Raw genomic sequence first — 18,738 nt, 5'->3', positions numbered from 1 at the left:
CTGATGCTGATTTTTGGTTTTATTCAGATAGGTTATAAAGCCTATAAATAACAAATATAGGTTAATAAACCTATAAATACAAAATATAGACTATAAAGCCTATAAATTCCATAAGAAAGGGGTGGTATTTATCGATGGGCTTTTTTTGCTACTTTTGGGATTGTTATATTGAAGATATGAGTCAGGTATTGGAGAGTTTCGCAGCAATAGATTTTGAGACTGCAAATGAGTTTCCTACCAGCGTGTGCAGTGTGGGGATTGTTATAGTGCGTGATGGTGAGATATGCGACAGTTTCTACAGTCTGATTAAACCTGAACCAGATTATTACCGCCAAATAAATATGGGCATCCATGGAATTACTCCTGAGGATACAGTAAATGCTGCTGTTTTTCCTGATGTTTGGATGCAGGTGGAACCTTTGATTGAAGGACTTCCTCTGATTGCCCACAATAAAGGTTTCGATGAAGCATGTCTTAAGGCCTGCTTTAAGACCTATATGATGGATTATCCCGATTACGAGTTTTATTGCACGCTGCAAGGGTCAAGGGCTATATTGAAGGGCTTGCCAAACTATAAGCTTACTACTGTAGCGGAGTATTGTGGCTACTATCTCGATAATCACCACAATGCCCTGGCGGATGCGGAAGCATGCGCCAGAATTGCTATCAGGCTCTACTCCAGGTAATGCTATGAATTCAATAATTTTATTTATTTTTAGCTACCTAAAACTCTTAAACACCACTAATTATGCCAATTATAATTCTTATTGCTGGAGTAGTGATTCTTCTACTGGTTATTGGTCTTTACAATAACCTAATCAGAAAGCGCAACGAAGTCGATTTTGCATTTGCCGCAATTGATACCCAACTTAAAAAGCGCTACGACCTGATTCCAAATCTTGTTGCCACCGTTCAGGAATATGCCAGGCATGAGAAGGAACTGCTGACCAAGGTTGTTGAACTTCGTGCAAAGGCCGTTTCGGGCAATCTCAGCCAGAATGAACAGGTGGATCTCAATAACCAACTGTCTGCCGGCATTCGCAACCTGATGGTTGCGATGGAGGCTTATCCGGAGCTTAAGGCTAACGAGAACTTCATGAATCTGCAACGCAACCTTACTGAGATAGAATCTCAGATTGCCGCAGCAAGGCGTACTTACAATGCTGCAGTTACCGATTTCAACAACAGTATTCAGGTCTTTCCTGCAAATATCTTTGCCGGAATGCTTGGCTTTACAGCCAGACAACTGTTTGTTATTCCTGAGGCCGAACGGCAGAATGTCAATGTAAAGCAACTGTTCTCCTGATTTTAAGGGGAATACCGAGTAGTTTGACTATCATGTGCTGCCTTCCGGGGCGATCCGGAGCGATAGGTAGTTAAATCTGCTATGGCTGCACATGGTGTCGCATATTGTGAAATATTCTGTCAGATGATTCAGGAAGAAAAGTTAAGGGAGGTATTTGATACTGAACTGAAGCCCAGGTTGCAGTCCCTCGAGGGACTGCGCAAGAAGGTGCTGGGTAATATTTTTTTGATAGTCGGGGTCTTTCTTCTCTTTTTGTTTTCTATTACAAGTGGTTTTATTGCCAGTAGTGCCGGTGCAGGTTGGGTCTCTATAATAGGGCTGATCGTAGGATTGGTTTATTTCATTATAAGAGCTGGAAAGAAATATAGAGAGTACCTTAAACGATATAAGGAGGAGGTTGTCAGTGAAGTTGTTCGTCTTATCGATCCATCCTGGGTTTATGAGCCTTATGACTGTATTAGCGAGATGGAATACTGGCAGAGTGACCTTTTCAGGCTTCCTTATGACAGATATAGTGGTGATGATCTTATCTCAGGGGTAATTGACAGGACAGATTTTCGTTGTTCCGAATTGCATACCGAATACAAGGAGGTCACTTACAGGGATGGAAAGAGACATGAAACCTGGATAACAATCTTCAGGGGGCTGTTTTTTCATGCCGACTTTAATAAGCACATTAATGGGAGGACCTATATCGAACCCGACAACGCCGAGCGCTTGTTTGGCAGCTGGGGCAGGAAGTTTCAGGTTAGCAGCAAGGGAAAACTTGTAAAACTGGAAGATCCTGAATTTGAAAAAATGTTTGTAGTATTCTCAACTGATCAGGTCGAGGCACGTTATATCCTTACACCTGCTTTGATGCAGGCATTGGTGGAACTCCGCAATCGTATTAACCGGAATATGTACCTGTCTTTTATCGGTTCAAGAGTCTATGTGGCAGTACAGTTTGGTAAGGGGCTTTTCGAACCTCGTATCGCTTCTTCCTGTGTAAAATATGAGGACGTACAGCAGATGCATGCTCTGTTTTTGATGAATTCAGCACTTGTTAAGGAGCTAAACCTCAACACCCGGATCTGGACCAAGGAGTAAAGGGTGCTTGCCTGTAGTGCCGCTTTGAAAGAGTATTATTATCTGCTGGAATTGAATCCTTCTTATAACGAAGCAACTGAATAATATATCACATCTTCAGTGGACTCCCGCATTACTCTGCCGGGACAAAGGCTGTAGCCTCAATCTCGACAAGGTAGTCGGGATTGGCTAGACCCGCCACAACCAGAACAGTGATTATCGGTTGATTGCTTAGTTTGCTGAAGAATGGCTGTGAGGCCTGAAATGCTTTATAAAGATCTTGCCCTTGCACTATGTAGATCGTGAGCTTCATCAGATTCGCGAAGCTGGCGTTACATGAAGCAAGGGCAATATCTATATTCTTTAGTGTCTGCTCGGTCTGCCTGGCAATATCTCCCTTGCCGACAATCTCACCATTAGCGTTAATACCATTCTGACCACCTATATAAATGGTCCTCCCGGGCCCTTCTGTTATTACAACCTGAGAATAGGCCGGATGTTTGTGTAGTCCTTCAGGATTAAGATACTTTATCATAGACAACAAAATTTATATCGTAATCAAGATTTGTAAGGACTCCCCATTACTACAACGGGGTCAGGAGTCGCCTACATGTTAGTGGACTCCGGTAGTTTCGGGCAAACAATAGGGTTTATTGCGGTTCCTATGGGAACTTCGGGAATTGCTTGAAGTCAGGATCCCTCTTTTCGAGGAAGGCTTTACGTCCTTCCTGAGCTTCTTCCATCAGGTAAAACATCAGTGTGGCATCCCCTGCAAGTTCCATTATCCCGGTCTGTCCATCCAGTTCGGCATTCATCGCACGCTTGATCATTCTGATGGCCATAGGACTACGTTTCAGTATAGTCCTGCACCAGTCAATGGTTTCGTCCTCCAGCTTATCAAGAGGTACTACCTTGTTGACCAGTCCCATATCTTCGGCTTCTTTGGCAGAGTACTGTCTGCAAAGGAACCATATCTCGCGGGCTTTCTTCTGACCTACGTGTCGTGCAAGATATGATGAACCAAAGCCTCCATCAAAGCTACCTACCTTAGGGCCTGCCTGACCAAAGATTGCATTCTCGCTGGCAATTGTAAGGTCGCAAACAACGTGAAGCACGTGCCCCCCACCTATAGCATAACCGTTTACCATGGCAATAACTGGTTTTGGCAGACTACGGATACGCTTGTGAAGGTCAAGTACGTTGAGCCTTGGAACACCCTGTTCGTCGATGTAACCTCCGTGCCCTTTTACATTTTGGTCACCTCCTGAGCAAAATGCCTTATCGCCTTCACCGGTAAGGATTACCACGCCGATATCCTGCCTTTCACGGCAGATATCGAAGGCCTCGATCATCTCAAGGACCGTCTCAGGTCTGAAAGCATTGTAAACCTTGGGACGGTTGATTGTAATCTTGGCAATGCCGTCAAGGCTCTCGAATTTTATGTCGCTATACTCTTTCTCTGTTATCCAGTTGTACATGTTATTTGATTTTGGTTCCATAAAACCTAAAAATCGTACTTATAGTTCATTTTTCAAAAACTTAAAGTACTTTCTGAGCAGTTTTCCGCTTTCCACATTTGGTGTGAAGACTTCCATCATCACAGGTTTGTCGGATGGCGCAAAGAAAGTATTCAGGTTCTGCGTGAATTCATCCTCATTAGCTGCCGAAAGGTACTGCAGTCCGAAGGTATCTGCAATTCCCCTGCAGCTCAGTCCTTGTCTGGTTTCAAAGAAATCCTCGAGTTCATCAGTCTCAGCAGGTCCTGGGATAAAGCGGAAGATACCTCCACCTCCGTTGTTTACTACCAGTATTCGGAATGTCGCCGGGAGGTACTTATGCCACAGTCCGTTTGAGTCATAAAAAAGGCTCAGGTCGCCCACTATCAGCATAACAGGCACTTCGGAGGCATAGGCTGCTCCGGCTGCGGTACTGACGCAGCCGTCGATACCACTAGTGCCCCTATTTGCGTACCAACGCAGACCATCCGACCATTCAAAGAGTTGGGCATATCTTACCGGGGTACTATTGCCAATATGCAACTGAAGCGAGGGGAGGCCCTGCTTGCTTAGCAGGTGGTACAGTTTAAGGTCACACCAGTCCAGTTTTTCAAAATACTGTTGATGGCGTATTGTTGACTGCTCAGAGCGCTTATGCCATGTGTCGCTGAATCTCTTGTCACGTTGAGGCATATGTTCAGCCACGCTGTTGAGGATGCAGGCCGGATTACCGTTGATAACCCTTGTAAGTGACTGATAGGTATCGGTGAAATGGCTTTCATTGCTGAAATGCCAGTGGATATGCGGCTTGCGCTTGCGTATCATGGCTTTGACCATCTTGGAAAGCACCGGGATGTCGAGGGTTATCAGGATGTCGGGGGTGAAGAACAGTTGTTCGTCCTCCTCGATAGTAGATACTACCCTGTCAACATTCTTAATGAAATGCTCTCCATCGAGGTTGGATAAAGTCTCTGTCAAAATCACGACTCCCTTGGCAGCCAGTTTATCAAGAGCTGTCTTCAGCTGCGGGTCATGATGTTGTGCGCCTACCAGAAGAAGGATGCGCTCGTAGCGGCTAATCTCCTGGGTGAGGAGCTCTACCTGCTCGTCAGACAATCGGCTATTACCGGTCACAACCTCTATCCTGCGTGCTTGTTTGTCGTTGTAAACAGTCTTACCGTAGAGGGGCTCACGCAAGGGTACGTTGATATGGATGGGACCTGGTGTTACTCCGGTACACTTTGTAAAGCCTTCATTCAGGATACGGTTGACATACCATTCATCGTCAGAATGACCGCCCGAAAGTGGGAGAGTACATTGAAAGCGTACGAAATTACCGAAAATGCCAGGCTGTACAATGGCCTGACCATCAGCCTGGTCAATCCACTCCTTAGGTCTGTCGGCAGTTATGACAACTAGTGGCACCTTCTGATAGTATGCCTCGGCTACTGCCGGGGCATAGTTGAGGGCTGCCGTTCCGCTTGTGCAGACGATGGCGACGGGCTTATTTTTTTCTCTGGCAAGACCCAAAGCGAAATAGGCCGCACTACGTTCATCGACAATACTCAGGCATTCGAATTTTTCCGAGCCCGCAAAGGAGATAATCAATGGTGCATTGCGCGATCCGGGGGAGATAACCACTTGTTCAACGCCATGCAGATGGCATAGGTCAACTAAAGCTTTTACAATAGGTTTGTCTGAAACAGGTTTACTCATTATGTATTAAAGGTTTATTCCTGAAAATTAGCGAGAGATGACAGATAGGAGAGTCCTGCTCTTGGCTACAGTTTCCCTCCATTCACTGTTCAGCTCCGACAGACGGGTCAGTCCTCCGCCTGCAAAAAGGGTGCAATACCCTGGGTATAGGCTCATGCAGCGTATGTTGACGTACAAATCAAGCCGGCCTGCAGATACAGGTCCCAGAAAGCCACCATAGAACTGCCTTGAATGGTTTTCTACATTCCTGATCAGGTCAAGGGCAGCCTGCTTGGGTTCACCACACAGGGCAGGTGTCGGATGAAGAGCTTCCATAAACTGTGCCACGTCGGGGTCCTCGCTCCACCTGAATTTGTAAGTAGTCTTGAGATGTACCACATTGCCCGCCCGGATAACCTCGGGGCCGGCCTTGTCGAAGTCGTTGATATTGAAGCTGTATAGGATATTGTCTATGTAGTTGCTTACCAGAGCCTGCTCTTCTGTTTCCTTTGTTGTCCACTCTGACATTGAGCGCGTCGGGAACCTTGTACCTGCCAGAGAGACTGTTGAAAACAGGTCAACTTGTCGCTTGAGTAGCAGTTCGGGTGACGCTCCAATCCAAATGCCCGTGGTGGGTGAGGAGATTAGATAAACAAAGGCATCGGGGTACTTCCTGGTTAGCTGAATAAAGATTTCAGCGGCTGCAGGGATTAGGTGTTGCTCGATACGTATCGAGCGTGAAAGGATGACCTTTTTAACTTCACCATGCTCGAGGGCTTCCAGCATGCTGGTAAACTTGGCCGTGTATTCCATAAAGTCCGGATCCGATGGGTCTGGGATACCGATATTGGTTAATTGACCATCTCTATCGTTACCCGAAAGAGAGGCTATATCGTTTATGTCGGCTGCTGGCACATATCTGAAATGCTTTATTTCAGCCGGGATAAAGTGCTGACCACTTGTCTCTCTGTCATCGAAGGGGTAGCAAACAAAGGATTCCTCAAGGTGCCTGTTATTTAGGGCTGAGAAGTTGAATGGTTTGACCTGAGCAGCTTCTGCAATAGTAATAAAATCATTCTGGGGAAGGTGAAAGGCATAGAAGGACTTCCCACTTTCCAGAAGATTCTGAATTGAATATTCTATCTCTTGCATATTAAAGCTCTGATTGTCATCTGTCCCGCTGTGGACGGGATATATCCTTGCCCTTTACTAAGTTGCAAATATAGCAAATTTCCGACGGCTGATGTCCGTTGTTTTAATGATGTAGTGACGATTCAGGGATTTAGAATGGTGACTTTCAATAAACAACAAAGGGCCGCAAGGCCCTTTGAATTTAATATCATTAACATCGGTTTATTCCGAATTATATAGTGTCAAGAACAACCTTGAATTCAATGTATGCTTCATTTTCATTACCGGCTGCATCCACCGCCCTGATAAGGAGGTGATAATTTCCGGGTTTGGCATTAGAAGGAACTGTTGTGGAGAGGTTGAGATCGTATGTTTTTAGCCCTGCGTTGATTTGAGCTTCATTTTCATATTCCCACTCTATCTCCTGATCGCCTGTACCCTTGTGAGTATCACCAGTTCTAACGTAGTGAATATCCACCTTGTAAGATCCGAGTTCAACATTATCTGTCAATTCAGCACTGATATTCAATTGGGCATTTTGCAGTATTTCTGCATTTGCTGCAGGGTCTGAAATCTCTATTGTAGGCTTTTGTTGATCAGTCTTGGGCTCATCTTTCTTGTTTTTATCCTTACAAGCCCAAAGAGTCATGGCTGCAATTGATAATAGACCTAATGTCTTGAAATTCATAATGATGTGTTTTTGAGGTTGATTCATGCTGCCTTATACGGAGCATTAGTTGTTTAGGATTCTGTTTTGTTGCAATATATTGTTGAAAATAGCATTTTTTGTCAACTAACACACTAAAATGGGATGTTTATCAGTACTTGAATATTTCTTCCGGGTTCGGGTATCCCAACTTTCCGATAGTAGCTAAGGTGATTGAAATGTTTAGCATTCAGCAGATTGTCGGCTTTAAGGCTGATCTCTGCACTATTCCCTGCCACGTTGACAGGAATCAGAATTGAAGCCCCAAATACTTTATATCCGGGTGTCTCATCTTCATTGCGAGCCACATGATCCTGCCTTGCGACCAGCCTGGCATTAACTGAAAAACGCCATTCACTGTTATTTATTGCGATGGGAAGCAGATAAGTGAGTTGTCCAAACACACTGGGTGGAGGAGAAAGTGGCAGGGGATAGTCGGCACCGTCGGTCTGACTGTTACTTATCCATTCTCCATTAATAATATATTCCCATCTGTGACCAATGACATCTCTGTATTCGAGTTCGATACCCATCATCTCGGCTTCCGATTCAGTGTACACATAGACTTGTCCCGCATGGGGAAGCAGACTCCAGCGTCCTGAAGGTTTCAGGAAGATATAGTTGGAAAACCTATATATATAGGGCGAAAAGACAACTTTTCGCCTGCCCTTGCTGTACTCTGCCACAAGGTCGGCATAATAAGCAATCTCGGAATCCAGGTCACTGCTTCCAGCCTCATGTCTGAAGGAGCTGTGGTGTACACCATTGGCAGCCAGTTCGTTGGCTGTAGGGGCTCTGAAGCTCCTACCCAGGTTAAGGCTGATGTTCAAGGGATCTGAGACTTTGAATTGCAGGCCAGCCGACCAGCTAAAATCACTAAAGGTTCTGTTGACTGCGCTTGCCCTTTGGGCATGGGCTCTGGAAGCTTCATCACTGTGTCCTTTTCCTGCCAGGTATTTATAGAGCAAGGGATCGAAATATGCACTTACATCAAGTTGGTTATGATCATATCTCACGCCAGCATTGAGATTCAGACGAGACGATAGCTTATACGCATACCTAAGGAAAAGTCCGGCCGAACCCTTTTCAAATTGCGGCATCAGGAAACTGTAGCCTGCCACACTGTTATTCTGTTGCTGCAACTGGATTCCTGCCGTGAAATCCTGGTTGTTGTTTACCCTGTAGTTCCACTTGATATTGCCTGACCAGGTGCGTAGCATAAAGTCGAGTTCCAGATCCGGATCTTTTTCAGGAGCCACCTGATTGGCGAAATGGGTGTGAAAGGCAGCATACTCCTGTCTGTGGTTTTGCTGAAACCCCATATCTATGTTGAATGCCGAGTGAGGAGTCTGTATGATTGTGCTTGATGTAAGTGAACGATGTTCTATCTGCTGGTAGGGATACTCAATATTTCTGTCGTCACCGTCATCCTGCACCCTGCTTATATCCGGTTCACCATGGGCTCCTGGGAAGAAGCCCGACTTCTGCCACACCCTGGCTGCTGACAATGATGTTCTCCAGTGATTGCCCCTGTACCCTACCTGGAGGAATAAGTCCTGTTCCTTGCCTGCACTATTTTTGAGTTTGCCACCGTAAATTGGGATACTACGGTTATTGTAGACTACTGTATCGATGGGAATACGGTAGTCTCCGTAATCAAGGATGCTGATGCGGGACTTAAAGAATAGTCTCTGACCGGCTCCCTGCAGCAGGAGGGAGCCTGCTGCAGTTTGGTTGACAGACTTGCCAAGCATTTGCACCTTACCACCAAGACCTTGAGCAGGGACAGTATTACTGCTCAGTTGTAGTATTCCTCCCATTGCATCACTCCCATGTTCGATAGCGGCTGCACCTCTTACAAGTTCCACCTCCTCTGTAAGGAAGGGGTCGACCTCAAGACCGTGATCTGCACCCCATTGCTGCCCTTCTTGTTTGATACCATTGTTTACTACTACAACACGGTTGAAGCTCATACCCCTGATTACGGGCTTTGCAGCAGAAGCCCCGATATTCATTGCATTGAATCCGGGTAAATGTTCAAGTGCCCCGACAAGAGTTCCGCTGACCAGCCTGCTTAACTCACTGCCACCAATGAGTTCGCTGTTACCGCCATTCCTGGCGGATCGGCTTTTGACAAGTATCTCTCCCAGGCTTAGGCTCGTTGGTTGGAGTACCACATGTATATGATGATTGCGACCTCCGGTCAGGATGGTATCTGAAGTCTCACAACCGATAAATGAAATGCTGATATGGATGCTGTCCTGGTCATCGTTGGGTAGTACAAAACGCCCATTTACATCACTTACCGCAAAGCCATTGTTCCATGCAATATGAGCTCCAGGTAGAGGTTCCATATCTGTCCCGGTCACAAGACCTGCCACATGAAAGTTACTCTGGGCTGCCACCCCGAGTGGCAGCAACACAAGCATACATAATAATAGCCTTAACATTTATGGTCCTAATAGTCTTTTCAAAGCTTGTAAAAGTACTAAAGACCCCTGATGGTTCAGGCACTTTAATCTTTTTTAATAAAACAGGGTATAGTCCGGAGGCTTTTATTCGTTATTCGTGTAATTAAATCTGCTATTCAAAGGAATCGATATTTTATTAAATTACAGGTGAGTTATCTTTGACCCTGTAACGGCTGCAAAAGCCGGATAACCTAAAACTTCTTGAAATGAACAAAGCTAACTACACTAAAAGATACGGTTTCGGCTTAGTGGTGCTACTGGTAGGTATTGTGTTACTTCTGGATAATTTCGGAGTGATACCATACGAGGTAAGAGATGTTATATTCAGATGGCCGATGATTTTTGTTCTGATTGGTCTGATTAACGTGATAAATCGTGAATGGACCTCAGCATTGATACTATTCCTGATAGGCGCATTCTTTCTGTTGCCTACTCTGTCTGAACATTTTTCCTACCATAGCTTATGGCGGTTCTGGCCTGTTTTATTGATAATAGCCGGTTTTGGGATATTGAAGGGACGAAAGTCTTCGGGTTGCCATAGGATCAAAGATGCAGGCACTAATAGTACCGACTATCTTGATGTAGTGGCAGTATTCGGTAGTAGCACAAACAGAATCAGGTCCGACAATTTTCGAGGGGGTGAGATTGTTGCTGTCTTTGGTGGTTGTGAGATATACCTAACTGATGCTATGCTGTCACCTGAAGGGGGAACTCTTGATATAGTTACTGTCTTTGGGGGAACCAAATTATATGTGCCGCGCAACTGGCATGTAAAGGTTGAGTCCTCAAATGTGCTTGGTGGATATGTTGATAAGCGTGTCGGGGTAGGTGAGAATATAGATATGACCAGAACCCTTAAGATAGAAGGAGTGAATGTATTTGGTGGTGTGGAATTGCTAAGTATGTAACGGAATGCTGCATCCGGTATTAACCCACAAGTATGTATACCCTGGACTGATCCTTTTCTGGGCCTTTCATGCAGTATTGCCGGCTGCTCTCCTGCATTACTACGCTGACCTTGAGTGGACCTATGCCCTTGTTGACGGGGGAGTGTACAGTTTCGGTCTGGTGATTGTGGGACTGTCGTTGTGGTACCCGGTGTCATTCCGTACGCAGGAGATTCCGATAACCAGGAAGCTGCTTCATAACTCACTGATATGTGTTGTTGCAGCAGTAATCTGGATATTGGTGTCATCATTTTTGTGCAGAATATTGCTTGGAACCAATCAACACTATATTGAAGTGGCCAGTACGGTGCTCCCCTTCAGGATTCTGTGGGGGATTAACGAGTTTGTTATGTTTATTATTGCCAGCCATTTCTTTATATTCTACACAGATCTGGAAGAAAAGCGATTGCAGGAGGAGGTGCTCAAAAAGCAGGTGAAGGAGTCGGAACTAAAAACCCTAAAGGCCCAGTTGAATCCGCATTTTCTGTTCAACAGCCTCAACTCGGTGAGCGCTCTGACGCTCACTGCACCCGAAGATGCACGGCATATGCTGGCACAGTTGTCCGAACTGCTGCGTTATTCGCTTAGCAGTAATCAAATGGCGATGATTTCCCTTAGCAAGGAGATGGAGAATATTCGCCGCTATATGGAAATTGAGAGGGTGAGATTTGGAGAACTGCTCAACTATGAGGAGGAGATAGCTGCAGATTGTGAAAAGAGCATAGTTCCTGCGCTTATTCTGTTGCCCCTATATGAAAATGCTATCAAGCACGGTTTATATGAGAGCCTTGATCCCGTAACTGTCAGGACTAAATGTTTCAGGAAGGGCAACAACTTGTTTGTTGTGGTAAGCAACAATTTTGATGCAAGTGTATCATCTCCGGTAGGAACCGGTCTGGGACTGAAACATACTGCCAATATACTACGCAACCTCTTTGGAAGAGATGGACTGCTGGTGGCAGGAGCCTCGGACGGGATTTATACAGTTCGTATATGTATTCCTCAAAGTTAAAAGCATGGACAATAACCCTGTCTACACAGCTATAATAGTGGATGATGAAGCGCCTGCGCGCTCCATCATCAGGCATTATCTTGGACGTCATGCCAATGTTGAGGTCATTGGTGAATGTGCCAACGGTTTTGATGCAATCAAAATGGTAAGGGACCTGAATCCTAATCTTATGTTTCTTGATATCCAGATGCCCAAGGTGAGCGGCCTGGAGCTTCTTGAAGTGCTGGAAGATGCGCCTCAGGTGATTTTTACTACGGCCTATGATGAATATGCTTTGAAGGCTTTCGAGCTGAATGCAGTGGATTATCTGCTTAAGCCATTCTCACTTGAGAGGTTTGATGCGGCTCTGAACAAGGCCCTTGAAAGACTTGCAGGAGGACTACCTGCTCAGCGTCCTCCGGTTGAGGAGATCAGGAATGAGAATCCCGAGAAACTAAATCGTATAGTGGTAAAGAAGGGTAGTAGCATTTCTGTTATACCGGTAAGTGATATCTTGTTTCTTGAGGCACAGGAGGAATATGTGATGATATACTCAGGCCAGGGTCGCTTTATGAAGCATCAGACTATGCATTATTATGAAAGTCACCTGCCCGAGAATGAGTTTGTAAGGATTCACCGCTCGTATATCGCAAATATCACCAAGATCAGCAAATTGGAGCCTTACGACAAGGATAGCTATATAGCTGTGATGCCGCCCGACCACAGGCTGAGGATTAGTCGTACCGGTTATAGGAAACTTAGAGAGAAACTGGGGTTCTAAGTGATATTCGGATTGCTTTGAAGCCGTAAAGGTAGGGGCTACTTGATTGTAACTTTGGGTTTCAGGCCTTCAATGAGACTGGCCAGTTGAGTACGCTTTATCTTGCCCGACTCAGTCAGGGGGAAGCTATCAACGATGTAGATTGCTGCCGGCATCTCGTAGCGCTTTACTAACTTTTTAATTCTTTCAGGTAGGGTAGCCATGTCGGACGGTTTGCCCTGACAAACCAGCACTATCTGTCGATCCAGCGTGCTGTGGGGTATATGAGAAATTGCAAAGGGTACATCCACGAGGTGGACTATCTTGTTTTCAATAGCTTCTGGTGAGTGCTTGATTCCACCGCTATTAATAATATTATCAGCCCTTCCTGTAATCAGAAAACTTCCGTCTTCCCTGATCTCGGCGATGTCGTTGGTTACCAAAAGCTGATCACATATACCCTTGGCATCTATGCAAAGGCAGGATCTATCATCCAATGAAAGCCTTACATCTGGCAGGGGAACAAAGCCATCGGTTCTTTCCTTGCCATTAATTCTGCGCAAGGCAATATGTGAAAGTGTTTCGGTCATTCCGTAGGTTTCATATGCCTTGAATTCCACCTTCTGCAATAGCCTGTCGAGTTCGCTATCCACCTTAGCCCCACCTATAATTACATCTCTGAGATGTAGAAGTGCGGGACTGCCCAACTTCAGCTCGTTTAGCATCTGCATTGGAGTGAAGGCCGCAAAGTCAACCACACGGTCAATATCTGCCAAAGGGTGGGAGGATGGTTTAACTGCTATGAGGTCAAGGTTACCGACCAGGGCCCTTACAAGCATCATCCTGCCGGCGACGTAGTTTGCCGGCAAGCAGAGCAAGGCACTCATACCGGGTTTGAGATTAAAGAACTTAAGGGTCTTTAAGGCTGAGTTGATCATTGCAGCCTTGCTTACCCTAATCTCTTTTGGAGTTCCTGTGGATCCTGAGGTGTACATTGTCAGTAGGGCATCTTCATTTGCCCATGCCTTCAGAAAGCCAAGCACATCCTCACCCTCCCTCTCCTTGAGCCTGTCAAGAGTGCTAAGACTGTAGTTGAATCCATTGATTTTTATAGTGTTGTATTGAAGGTGCTCCATCTCAAATAGTTATACTGGCTGTCTGTAATGAAGGTGCCCGTTCTCAACAACAAGAAAGCTCCCGGTATTGTTGCTGAAGACTTGTCCGGTACCCAGTCCCTGAGGCATGGGATTGCCAAGTGTTGCTGTCCACTGGGCAATGGCATTCAATCCGGTATTAGCTTCAAGAGCTGAGGTAACCCACCAGCCGGTGCCCAGAGATTTTGCATGCTTTATCCATTCTTCGGAGGCCTTGAAGCCTCCGAGCAAACTTGGTTTAAGTATTATATACTGAGGTTTTATAAGTTCGAGCAAGTACCTTTTTTCTTCAGGTCTGTTTACTCCAATCAACTCTTCATCCAGGGCAATAGGAACAGGGGTATTGGCGCAGAGTGTAGCCATCTCTTTTTCGTGGCCGGCCCTGATAGGTTGCTCGATGCTATGTATCTTAAGCTTTGCCAATTCTTCCAGAATTCTTTTAGCTTGAGTAGGAGTGAATGCACCATTTGCATCAACACGCAACTCTATGGTTTCAGGACTAAAGCGCTTGCGCAGTGAGCGCAGCAGTGACAGTTCACTATCAGTATCAAGTGCCCCAATTTTGAGTTTCAGGCAGGAAAAGCCATCCTGGAGTTTGGCCTCAATCCTGCGGCTCATCTCATCGAGATTTCCCATCCATATCAGACCGTTGATGGGAATTGATGTAAGGCCATCTGTAAAAGACGAAGGGAAAAGTATATTTCTGCCACCTTTATGTAGGTCTATAAGTGCAGTTTCAAGTGCGAACCTTACTGCAGGCCAGTCCATAAGGGAATGGTGCAGATCTACGGTATAATCATTTATATTGCCACAAACCTCGCTAAGCTTGTTTTCAAGGTCGGGTCTGTCGTCAATACTGAGACGGGGAAGTATTGAGCATTCACCGGTTCCCACTATCCCGGGTTCATCTTCATTCCACACACTGAGATAATAGCTCAACTTGCTGGTGAGAACACCACGCGATGTTCCTCCGGGTTCTTTGAAGTATAGTTTGTGAAGCTGGAACGATGCCTTATACATTATATTCTATGTTGAGTGGTGCTAAATTACAACCCCGGGATAGAAAATCCGAATAATTTCCCGGATAACTATCAACGCCCTGCGTCGGTTCAGTGAAACACTTATATAGGTTCCTTTTATTTCATGAAATTTTTATCCAATGAGCTTGCAGGTGGGATGAGTTGTGTATATAACAGGGAATGAGGGCGGTAGAGAGTTGACAAAATGAGTTTAAATACGGAAATTATTCTATAATGGTTCTAAATTGTGTAAACTAAAACAATATGAAGCTCTTTGATTGCAGACCTTTAGCTCTTGTTATGTGCTGCAGAGCATTTTTTTGATTCCACTTTCTATGTTTTACAACATATAATAGTCTTTTTGAAGCGAAAAATGAAACTTAAAGCAGTTTAATGCGTTGAAAAACAATAATATAAAATGCTCTTATAATTTGAAGGCTATTTCGGTTAATTATCATTAAAATCAATGAAGTTTGAACTAATTAAAGTAATTTTGCAGTAATAGAAATTTCAAACAAATATCCCATATAGTCTATGAAAAAATATGTGATCACAGTCAACAGCAAGCAATACGAGGTTGAGGTGGAAGAGGTAAGAGCTGCTGCGCCAGCTGCCCGTAAACAGGTAAATGGAACTACACAGGCGCAGAGGCCGGCTGCTGCAAGTTCATCCAAGTCTGTGAACGGAACCGCAGGAAAGACTCTTGTTGCCCCTATGCCGGGTAATGTGTTGAAGGTTCTTGTTGCTGAGGGCGAAAAAGTAACAAAGGATCAACCAGTATTGGTCTTCGAAGCAATGAAGATGGAAAACAACCTGACTGCTCCTGCCGACGGAACAATAGTCACGTTGAATGTAAAGGAGGGTTCTGTGATGTCTGTCGGTGATGTGCTTCTAGTAATTGAATAAGCATTTTTTGCAATGGGAAAAAGAATAGGTATTACCGAAACCATACTCCGGGATGCGCACCAGTCTCTGATTGCGACGCGTATGCGCACCGAGGTTATGTTGCCGATAATCGAAAAACTTGATGATATAGGGTATCACTCCCTCGAAGCTTGGGGCGGTGCTACCTTTGACTCCTGCATTCGATTTCTGAATGAGGATCCATGGGACCGTCTGCGTAAGATCAAGGATAAGGCAAAGAAGACTCCGTTGCAAATGTTGCTTCGTGGTCAAAACCTGCTCGGATATCGTCACTATGCCGATGACGTGGTTGAGTACTTCGTACAGAAGGCCATTGCCAACGGTATGGATATTATCAGGATTTTCGACGCACTGAATGACCCAAGAAATATCGAGACTGCTATCAAGGCATGTATCAAGGAAGGTGGTCATGCACAGGCCGCTATCTGCTACACTACAAGTCCTTTCCACAGCCTTGAGCAATTTGCCAAGGATGCCAAAATTCTTGAAGATATGGGTGCCCACTCTATCTGTATCAAGGACATGGCTGGTCTGCTCAAGCCTTTTGATGCATACAACCTTGTAAAGGCTATCAAGGAAACCGTTAAGATACCGGTACAATTACATACACACTATACAAGTGGTGTGGCTTCAATGACCTATATCAAGGCTATCGAAGCCGGAGTAGATGTTGTTGATACAGCAATATCTCCTATGGCACTTGGTACTTCTCAGCCTCCGACAGAACCGCTTGTTGCTTCTTTGGAAGGAACTGAATATGACACAGGTCTTGACCTTGTCAAGCTGAGTGAGATTGCAGAATACTTCACACCATTCAGAGAAAAATGGATCAAGGAAGGTCTGCTCGATACCAAGATGCTTGGTGTTGATGCCAATGCCCTGATATACCAGGTTCCCGGTGGTATGTTGTCCAACCTTGTATCCCAGCTTAAGCAGGCTAATGCCCTTGACAAGTATGAAGAAGTACTTAAGGAAGTTCCCCGCGTTCGTGAAGACTTTGGTTTCCCACCACTGGTTACACCTTCAAGCCAGATAGTTGGTACACAGGCTGTATTCAACGTACTTACTGGTGAACGCTACAAGATGGTTCCAAAGGAATCCAAGGGTATTGTTAAGGGAGAATATGGCAGGACTCCTGCTGCTATATCAGCCGAACTAACCAAGAAGATTCTGGGTGACGAAGAACCTATCACATGTCGTCCGGCCGACCTGATCGAGCCCGAGCTGCATACAATTCGTGAAAAGATCACCGAATATATACAACAGGATGAGGATGTGCTGACTTACGCCCTGCTTCCACAGGTAGCTGAGAAATTCTTCAAGGCGCGTAAGGAGGGTACACTGAATGCACCTGCTGCCCCCGTAGTTGAGGCTAAAGCTGCTCCGGCTGAAAAAGCTGCTGCAGAAGGTGATGACGAAGAACTAGTGGCAGTACTGTCTGCAGCAGTAGCTGCAACAGAAGGTGGGGCACCATCAGACTATCGTATAACAGGATTCCGTCAGGTAAGTCCCTGGGTATTGTACGAAAGGCTTAACCGATGACTCATTGATGCTAAATCTATATATGTGCTGAGAGGGTGGACACGCGAGTGTCCACCCTCTCTTTATGCCTGTTTTTTTGTCGGCGGATAGGGGGTGTCTGACGGTTATTACCACTGTTCCGTCGATTTGATTTTTTATGGCAATATTAACACTATACTTTAGCTTGCAAAATTGGTAGTTATGAATAAACTAAGAACTATTGGAGTTGCAAGTCTAATGTGGATTATGGTTTCAGCAGGAGCCCAGTCCGCTGCTGATACTGCGACCGACAAATGGGACCTCAACCGCTGTCTTGAGTATGCGTTGGAGAACAATGTTCAGCTGAATAAGTCCAGGCTGTCATATGCTTCTGCAGAGGCTAGTCTGATGCAGGCCAAGGGACAAAGGTTACCAAACCTGAACGCAAGCATTTCAGAAAATGGGTCTAACAACAGAATGCGTGACCCAATGACTGATGAGCTGGGTGACTGGAAGTTTAGTGTTAATGGATCTGCATCCCTTAATACAGGTGTTACTCTGTACAGCGGTGGTGCTATTAACAATGAAATCCAACGAAGTACACTGGCCAAAGAGGCTGCTTTGCTTAGCGTGGATCAGACAGAGATGGATATTTCAATTGCAGTTGTACAGGCTTATGTAAATGTGCTCTATGCATATGAGAACCTGAAGTACTACAAGGAAGTAGTTGATCTGTCTACCAAGCAGGTAGAGCGTTCCAGAAGGCTTCTTGAAGCAGGCTCGGTTTCACGTCGCGATATCGCTGACATGGAAGCACAGTTGGCCAGTGACAACTACTCTGTTGTGACCGCAACAAACACTCTTACTCAGAGAATCACCGATCTGAAAACTTTGTTACAGATCCCGGTCGAACAAAGGTATGATGTTTATATCCCTGAGGAGGAGATTAATGTAATACTGGATGCATTGCCTGATATCTACGATGTTTATGAGGCTACACTGCGTAATGTTCCGGATGTTAAGTACAGCGAACTGCAGAAGCAGATGGCAGAGATTGATCTGAAATCAGCTAAGGCAGGATACCTGCCTACTCTGTCTGCGTCGGCTTCCATCGGAACCAGCTATATGGATCCCTATTCATTATCAGCCGGTACTCAGTTTTCTGACAACCTGAATGAACGTATTGGTCTGACTCTGTCTATTCCGATTTTCAATCGTTTCAGCACCAAGGCCAATGTTGCAAGAAGCAAAATCAACATTGAATCAGCAAGTCTGACTTTGGACAATACAAGGAATGCTCTGCTGCAGGAGGTAGAAAGAATTTATCAGGAAACACAGGCCGGGCAACAGAGGTATCTGGCTGCAATAGCCCAGAAGAATGCTTCTGAAGAAAGCTTTAGCATTGCTCAGGAACAGTATGCACTAGGAATGCTTAACTCCATCGAACTGCAGCAATCACGTAATATGTGGCTGAATGCAAACCGTGAGCTTATCCAGTCACGCTTTAATGCATTGCTGTACAGGAAAATACTTGACTATTACCTAGGTATTCCCCTGACTATGTAAACTA

The 18,738-nt window shown here is 45.2% G+C and carries 17 protein-coding genes; 9 read left to right on the top strand and 8 right to left on the bottom strand.

Features of this window, described 5'->3' with window-relative positions; all coding sequences use genetic code 11:
* Positions 1-176: 176 nt before the first annotated feature.
* The 3 genes from M9189_RS08555 (at position 177) to M9189_RS08545 (ending at position 2,395) form a co-directional block, all read left to right on the top strand.
* Positions 177-686, top strand: a complete 510-nt coding sequence (locus tag M9189_RS08555) for a 3'-5' exonuclease (protein ID WP_250722365.1) — start codon at positions 177-179, stop codon at positions 684-686.
* 62 nt (positions 687-748) lie between these two features.
* Positions 749-1,306, top strand: coding sequence for a LemA family protein (locus M9189_RS08550; RefSeq protein ID WP_250722364.1), 558 nt, complete (start codon positions 749-751; stop codon positions 1,304-1,306).
* Positions 1,307-1,429: 123 nt separating this feature from the next.
* Positions 1,430-2,395 carry a DUF3137 domain-containing protein gene (locus tag M9189_RS08545; protein ID WP_250722362.1) on the top strand — a complete coding sequence of 322 codons (966 nt, stop codon included), beginning with the start codon at positions 1,430-1,432 and terminating at the stop codon, positions 2,393-2,395.
* A 112-nt stretch (positions 2,396-2,507) separates the two neighbouring features.
* On the opposite strand, the gene M9189_RS08540 is transcribed toward M9189_RS08545, so the two are convergent.
* From M9189_RS08540 to M9189_RS08515, 6 genes are all read right to left on the bottom strand, one after another.
* Positions 2,508-2,909 (bottom strand): RidA family protein, encoded by a 402-nt coding sequence (locus tag M9189_RS08540; protein ID WP_250722361.1) that lies wholly within the window; start codon positions 2,907-2,909, stop codon positions 2,508-2,510.
* Between the two features lie 127 nt (positions 2,910-3,036).
* Positions 3,037-3,852, bottom strand: a complete 816-nt coding sequence (gene menB / locus M9189_RS08535) for a 1,4-dihydroxy-2-naphthoyl-CoA synthase (protein WP_250722359.1) — start codon at positions 3,850-3,852, stop codon at positions 3,037-3,039.
* Between the two features lie 39 nt (positions 3,853-3,891).
* Entirely contained in the window at positions 3,892-5,586 is a 1,695-nt protein-coding gene (gene menD, locus M9189_RS08530; RefSeq protein ID WP_250722357.1) for a 2-succinyl-5-enolpyruvyl-6-hydroxy-3-cyclohexene-1-carboxylic-acid synthase, read from the bottom strand.
* A gap of 27 nt (positions 5,587-5,613) precedes the next feature.
* Positions 5,614-6,717 carry a chorismate-binding protein gene (locus tag M9189_RS08525; RefSeq protein ID WP_250722355.1) on the bottom strand — a complete coding sequence of 368 codons (1,104 nt, stop codon included), beginning with the start codon at positions 6,715-6,717 and terminating at the stop codon, positions 5,614-5,616.
* 211 nt (positions 6,718-6,928) lie between these two features.
* Positions 6,929-7,384 carry a DUF4625 domain-containing protein gene (locus M9189_RS08520; protein ID WP_250722354.1) on the bottom strand — a complete coding sequence of 152 codons (456 nt, stop codon included), beginning with the start codon at positions 7,382-7,384 and terminating at the stop codon, positions 6,929-6,931.
* A 113-nt stretch (positions 7,385-7,497) separates the two neighbouring features.
* Complete coding sequence (locus M9189_RS08515) at positions 7,498-9,852, bottom strand: TonB-dependent receptor (protein WP_250722352.1); 2,355 nt, start codon at positions 9,850-9,852, stop codon at positions 7,498-7,500.
* 227 nt (positions 9,853-10,079) lie between these two features.
* On the opposite strand from M9189_RS08515, the gene M9189_RS08510 reads away from it, so the two are divergent.
* Genes M9189_RS08510 through M9189_RS08500 form a run of 3 tightly spaced genes read left to right on the top strand, consistent with a single transcriptional unit; the run spans position 10,080 to position 12,592 of the window.
* Positions 10,080-10,781 (top strand): LiaI-LiaF-like domain-containing protein, encoded by a 702-nt coding sequence (locus M9189_RS08510; RefSeq protein ID WP_250722350.1) that lies wholly within the window; start codon positions 10,080-10,082, stop codon positions 10,779-10,781.
* A 4-nt stretch (positions 10,782-10,785) separates the two neighbouring features.
* Positions 10,786-11,832: a sensor histidine kinase gene (locus tag M9189_RS08505; protein ID WP_250722349.1), complete on the top strand. Its 1,047-nt coding sequence runs from the start codon at positions 10,786-10,788 to the stop codon at positions 11,830-11,832.
* 4 nt (positions 11,833-11,836) lie between these two features.
* Positions 11,837-12,592 carry a LytR/AlgR family response regulator transcription factor gene (locus M9189_RS08500; protein ID WP_250722348.1) on the top strand — a complete coding sequence of 252 codons (756 nt, stop codon included), beginning with the start codon at positions 11,837-11,839 and terminating at the stop codon, positions 12,590-12,592.
* A 38-nt stretch (positions 12,593-12,630) separates the two neighbouring features.
* Here M9189_RS08500 and M9189_RS08495 read toward each other — a convergent pair whose 3' ends face one another.
* Positions 12,631-13,707, bottom strand: a complete 1,077-nt coding sequence (locus M9189_RS08495) for an AMP-binding protein (protein WP_250722347.1) — start codon at positions 13,705-13,707, stop codon at positions 12,631-12,633.
* A 9-nt stretch (positions 13,708-13,716) separates the two neighbouring features.
* Positions 13,717-14,745 carry an o-succinylbenzoate synthase gene (locus M9189_RS08490; protein WP_250722346.1) on the bottom strand — a complete coding sequence of 343 codons (1,029 nt, stop codon included), beginning with the start codon at positions 14,743-14,745 and terminating at the stop codon, positions 13,717-13,719.
* Between the two features lie 533 nt (positions 14,746-15,278).
* Between M9189_RS08490 and M9189_RS08485 the strand changes: the two genes are divergently transcribed.
* From M9189_RS08485 to M9189_RS08475, 3 genes are all read left to right on the top strand, one after another.
* Positions 15,279-15,650 (top strand): biotin/lipoyl-containing protein, encoded by a 372-nt coding sequence (locus tag M9189_RS08485; RefSeq protein WP_250722345.1) that lies wholly within the window; start codon positions 15,279-15,281, stop codon positions 15,648-15,650.
* A 12-nt stretch (positions 15,651-15,662) separates the two neighbouring features.
* Positions 15,663-17,210 (top strand): oxaloacetate decarboxylase subunit alpha, encoded by a 1,548-nt coding sequence (locus M9189_RS08480; protein WP_250722344.1) that lies wholly within the window; start codon positions 15,663-15,665, stop codon positions 17,208-17,210.
* Between the two features lie 180 nt (positions 17,211-17,390).
* Positions 17,391-18,734 carry a TolC family protein gene (locus tag M9189_RS08475; protein ID WP_250722342.1) on the top strand — a complete coding sequence of 448 codons (1,344 nt, stop codon included), beginning with the start codon at positions 17,391-17,393 and terminating at the stop codon, positions 18,732-18,734.
* Positions 18,735-18,738: the final 4 nt, after the last annotated feature.

It is taken from the genome of Xiashengella succiniciproducens (assembly GCF_023674465.1).
Classification (GTDB): domain Bacteria; phylum Bacteroidota; class Bacteroidia; order Bacteroidales; family Marinilabiliaceae; genus Geofilum; species Geofilum succiniciproducens.
The sequence above is the reverse complement of the archived record's forward strand: the minus strand, read 5'-3'. Positions and strand labels throughout refer to the sequence as shown.

Excerpts from the sequence above, each read along its gene's own strand:
- M9189_RS08555 (WP_250722365.1), top strand. The coding sequence starts at position 177 with ATGAGTCAGGTATTGGAGAGTTTCGCAGCAATAGATTTTGAGACTGCA.
- M9189_RS08550 (WP_250722364.1), top strand. The coding sequence starts at position 749 with ATGCCAATTATAATTCTTATTGCTGGAGTAGTGATTCTTCTACTGGTT.
- M9189_RS08545 (WP_250722362.1), top strand. The coding sequence starts at position 1,430 with ATGATTCAGGAAGAAAAGTTAAGGGAGGTATTTGATACTGAACTGAAG.
- M9189_RS08540 (WP_250722361.1), bottom strand. The coding sequence starts at position 2,909 with ATGATAAAGTATCTTAATCCTGAAGGACTACACAAACATCCGGCCTAT.
- menB (WP_250722359.1), bottom strand. The coding sequence starts at position 3,852 with ATGTACAACTGGATAACAGAGAAAGAGTATAGCGACATAAAATTCGAG.
- menD (WP_250722357.1), bottom strand. The coding sequence starts at position 5,586 with ATGAGTAAACCTGTTTCAGACAAACCTATTGTAAAAGCTTTAGTTGAC.
- M9189_RS08525 (WP_250722355.1), bottom strand. The coding sequence starts at position 6,717 with ATGCAAGAGATAGAATATTCAATTCAGAATCTTCTGGAAAGTGGGAAG.
- M9189_RS08520 (WP_250722354.1), bottom strand. The coding sequence starts at position 7,384 with ATGAATTTCAAGACATTAGGTCTATTATCAATTGCAGCCATGACTCTT.
- M9189_RS08515 (WP_250722352.1), bottom strand. The coding sequence starts at position 9,852 with ATGTTAAGGCTATTATTATGTATGCTTGTGTTGCTGCCACTCGGGGTG.
- M9189_RS08510 (WP_250722350.1), top strand. The coding sequence starts at position 10,080 with ATGAACAAAGCTAACTACACTAAAAGATACGGTTTCGGCTTAGTGGTG.
- M9189_RS08505 (WP_250722349.1), top strand. The coding sequence starts at position 10,786 with ATGCTGCATCCGGTATTAACCCACAAGTATGTATACCCTGGACTGATC.
- M9189_RS08500 (WP_250722348.1), top strand. The coding sequence starts at position 11,837 with ATGGACAATAACCCTGTCTACACAGCTATAATAGTGGATGATGAAGCG.
- M9189_RS08495 (WP_250722347.1), bottom strand. The coding sequence starts at position 13,707 with ATGGAGCACCTTCAATACAACACTATAAAAATCAATGGATTCAACTAC.
- M9189_RS08490 (WP_250722346.1), bottom strand. The coding sequence starts at position 14,745 with ATGTATAAGGCATCGTTCCAGCTTCACAAACTATACTTCAAAGAACCC.
- M9189_RS08485 (WP_250722345.1), top strand. The coding sequence starts at position 15,279 with ATGAAAAAATATGTGATCACAGTCAACAGCAAGCAATACGAGGTTGAG.
- M9189_RS08480 (WP_250722344.1), top strand. The coding sequence starts at position 15,663 with ATGGGAAAAAGAATAGGTATTACCGAAACCATACTCCGGGATGCGCAC.
- M9189_RS08475 (WP_250722342.1), top strand. The coding sequence starts at position 17,391 with ATGAATAAACTAAGAACTATTGGAGTTGCAAGTCTAATGTGGATTATG.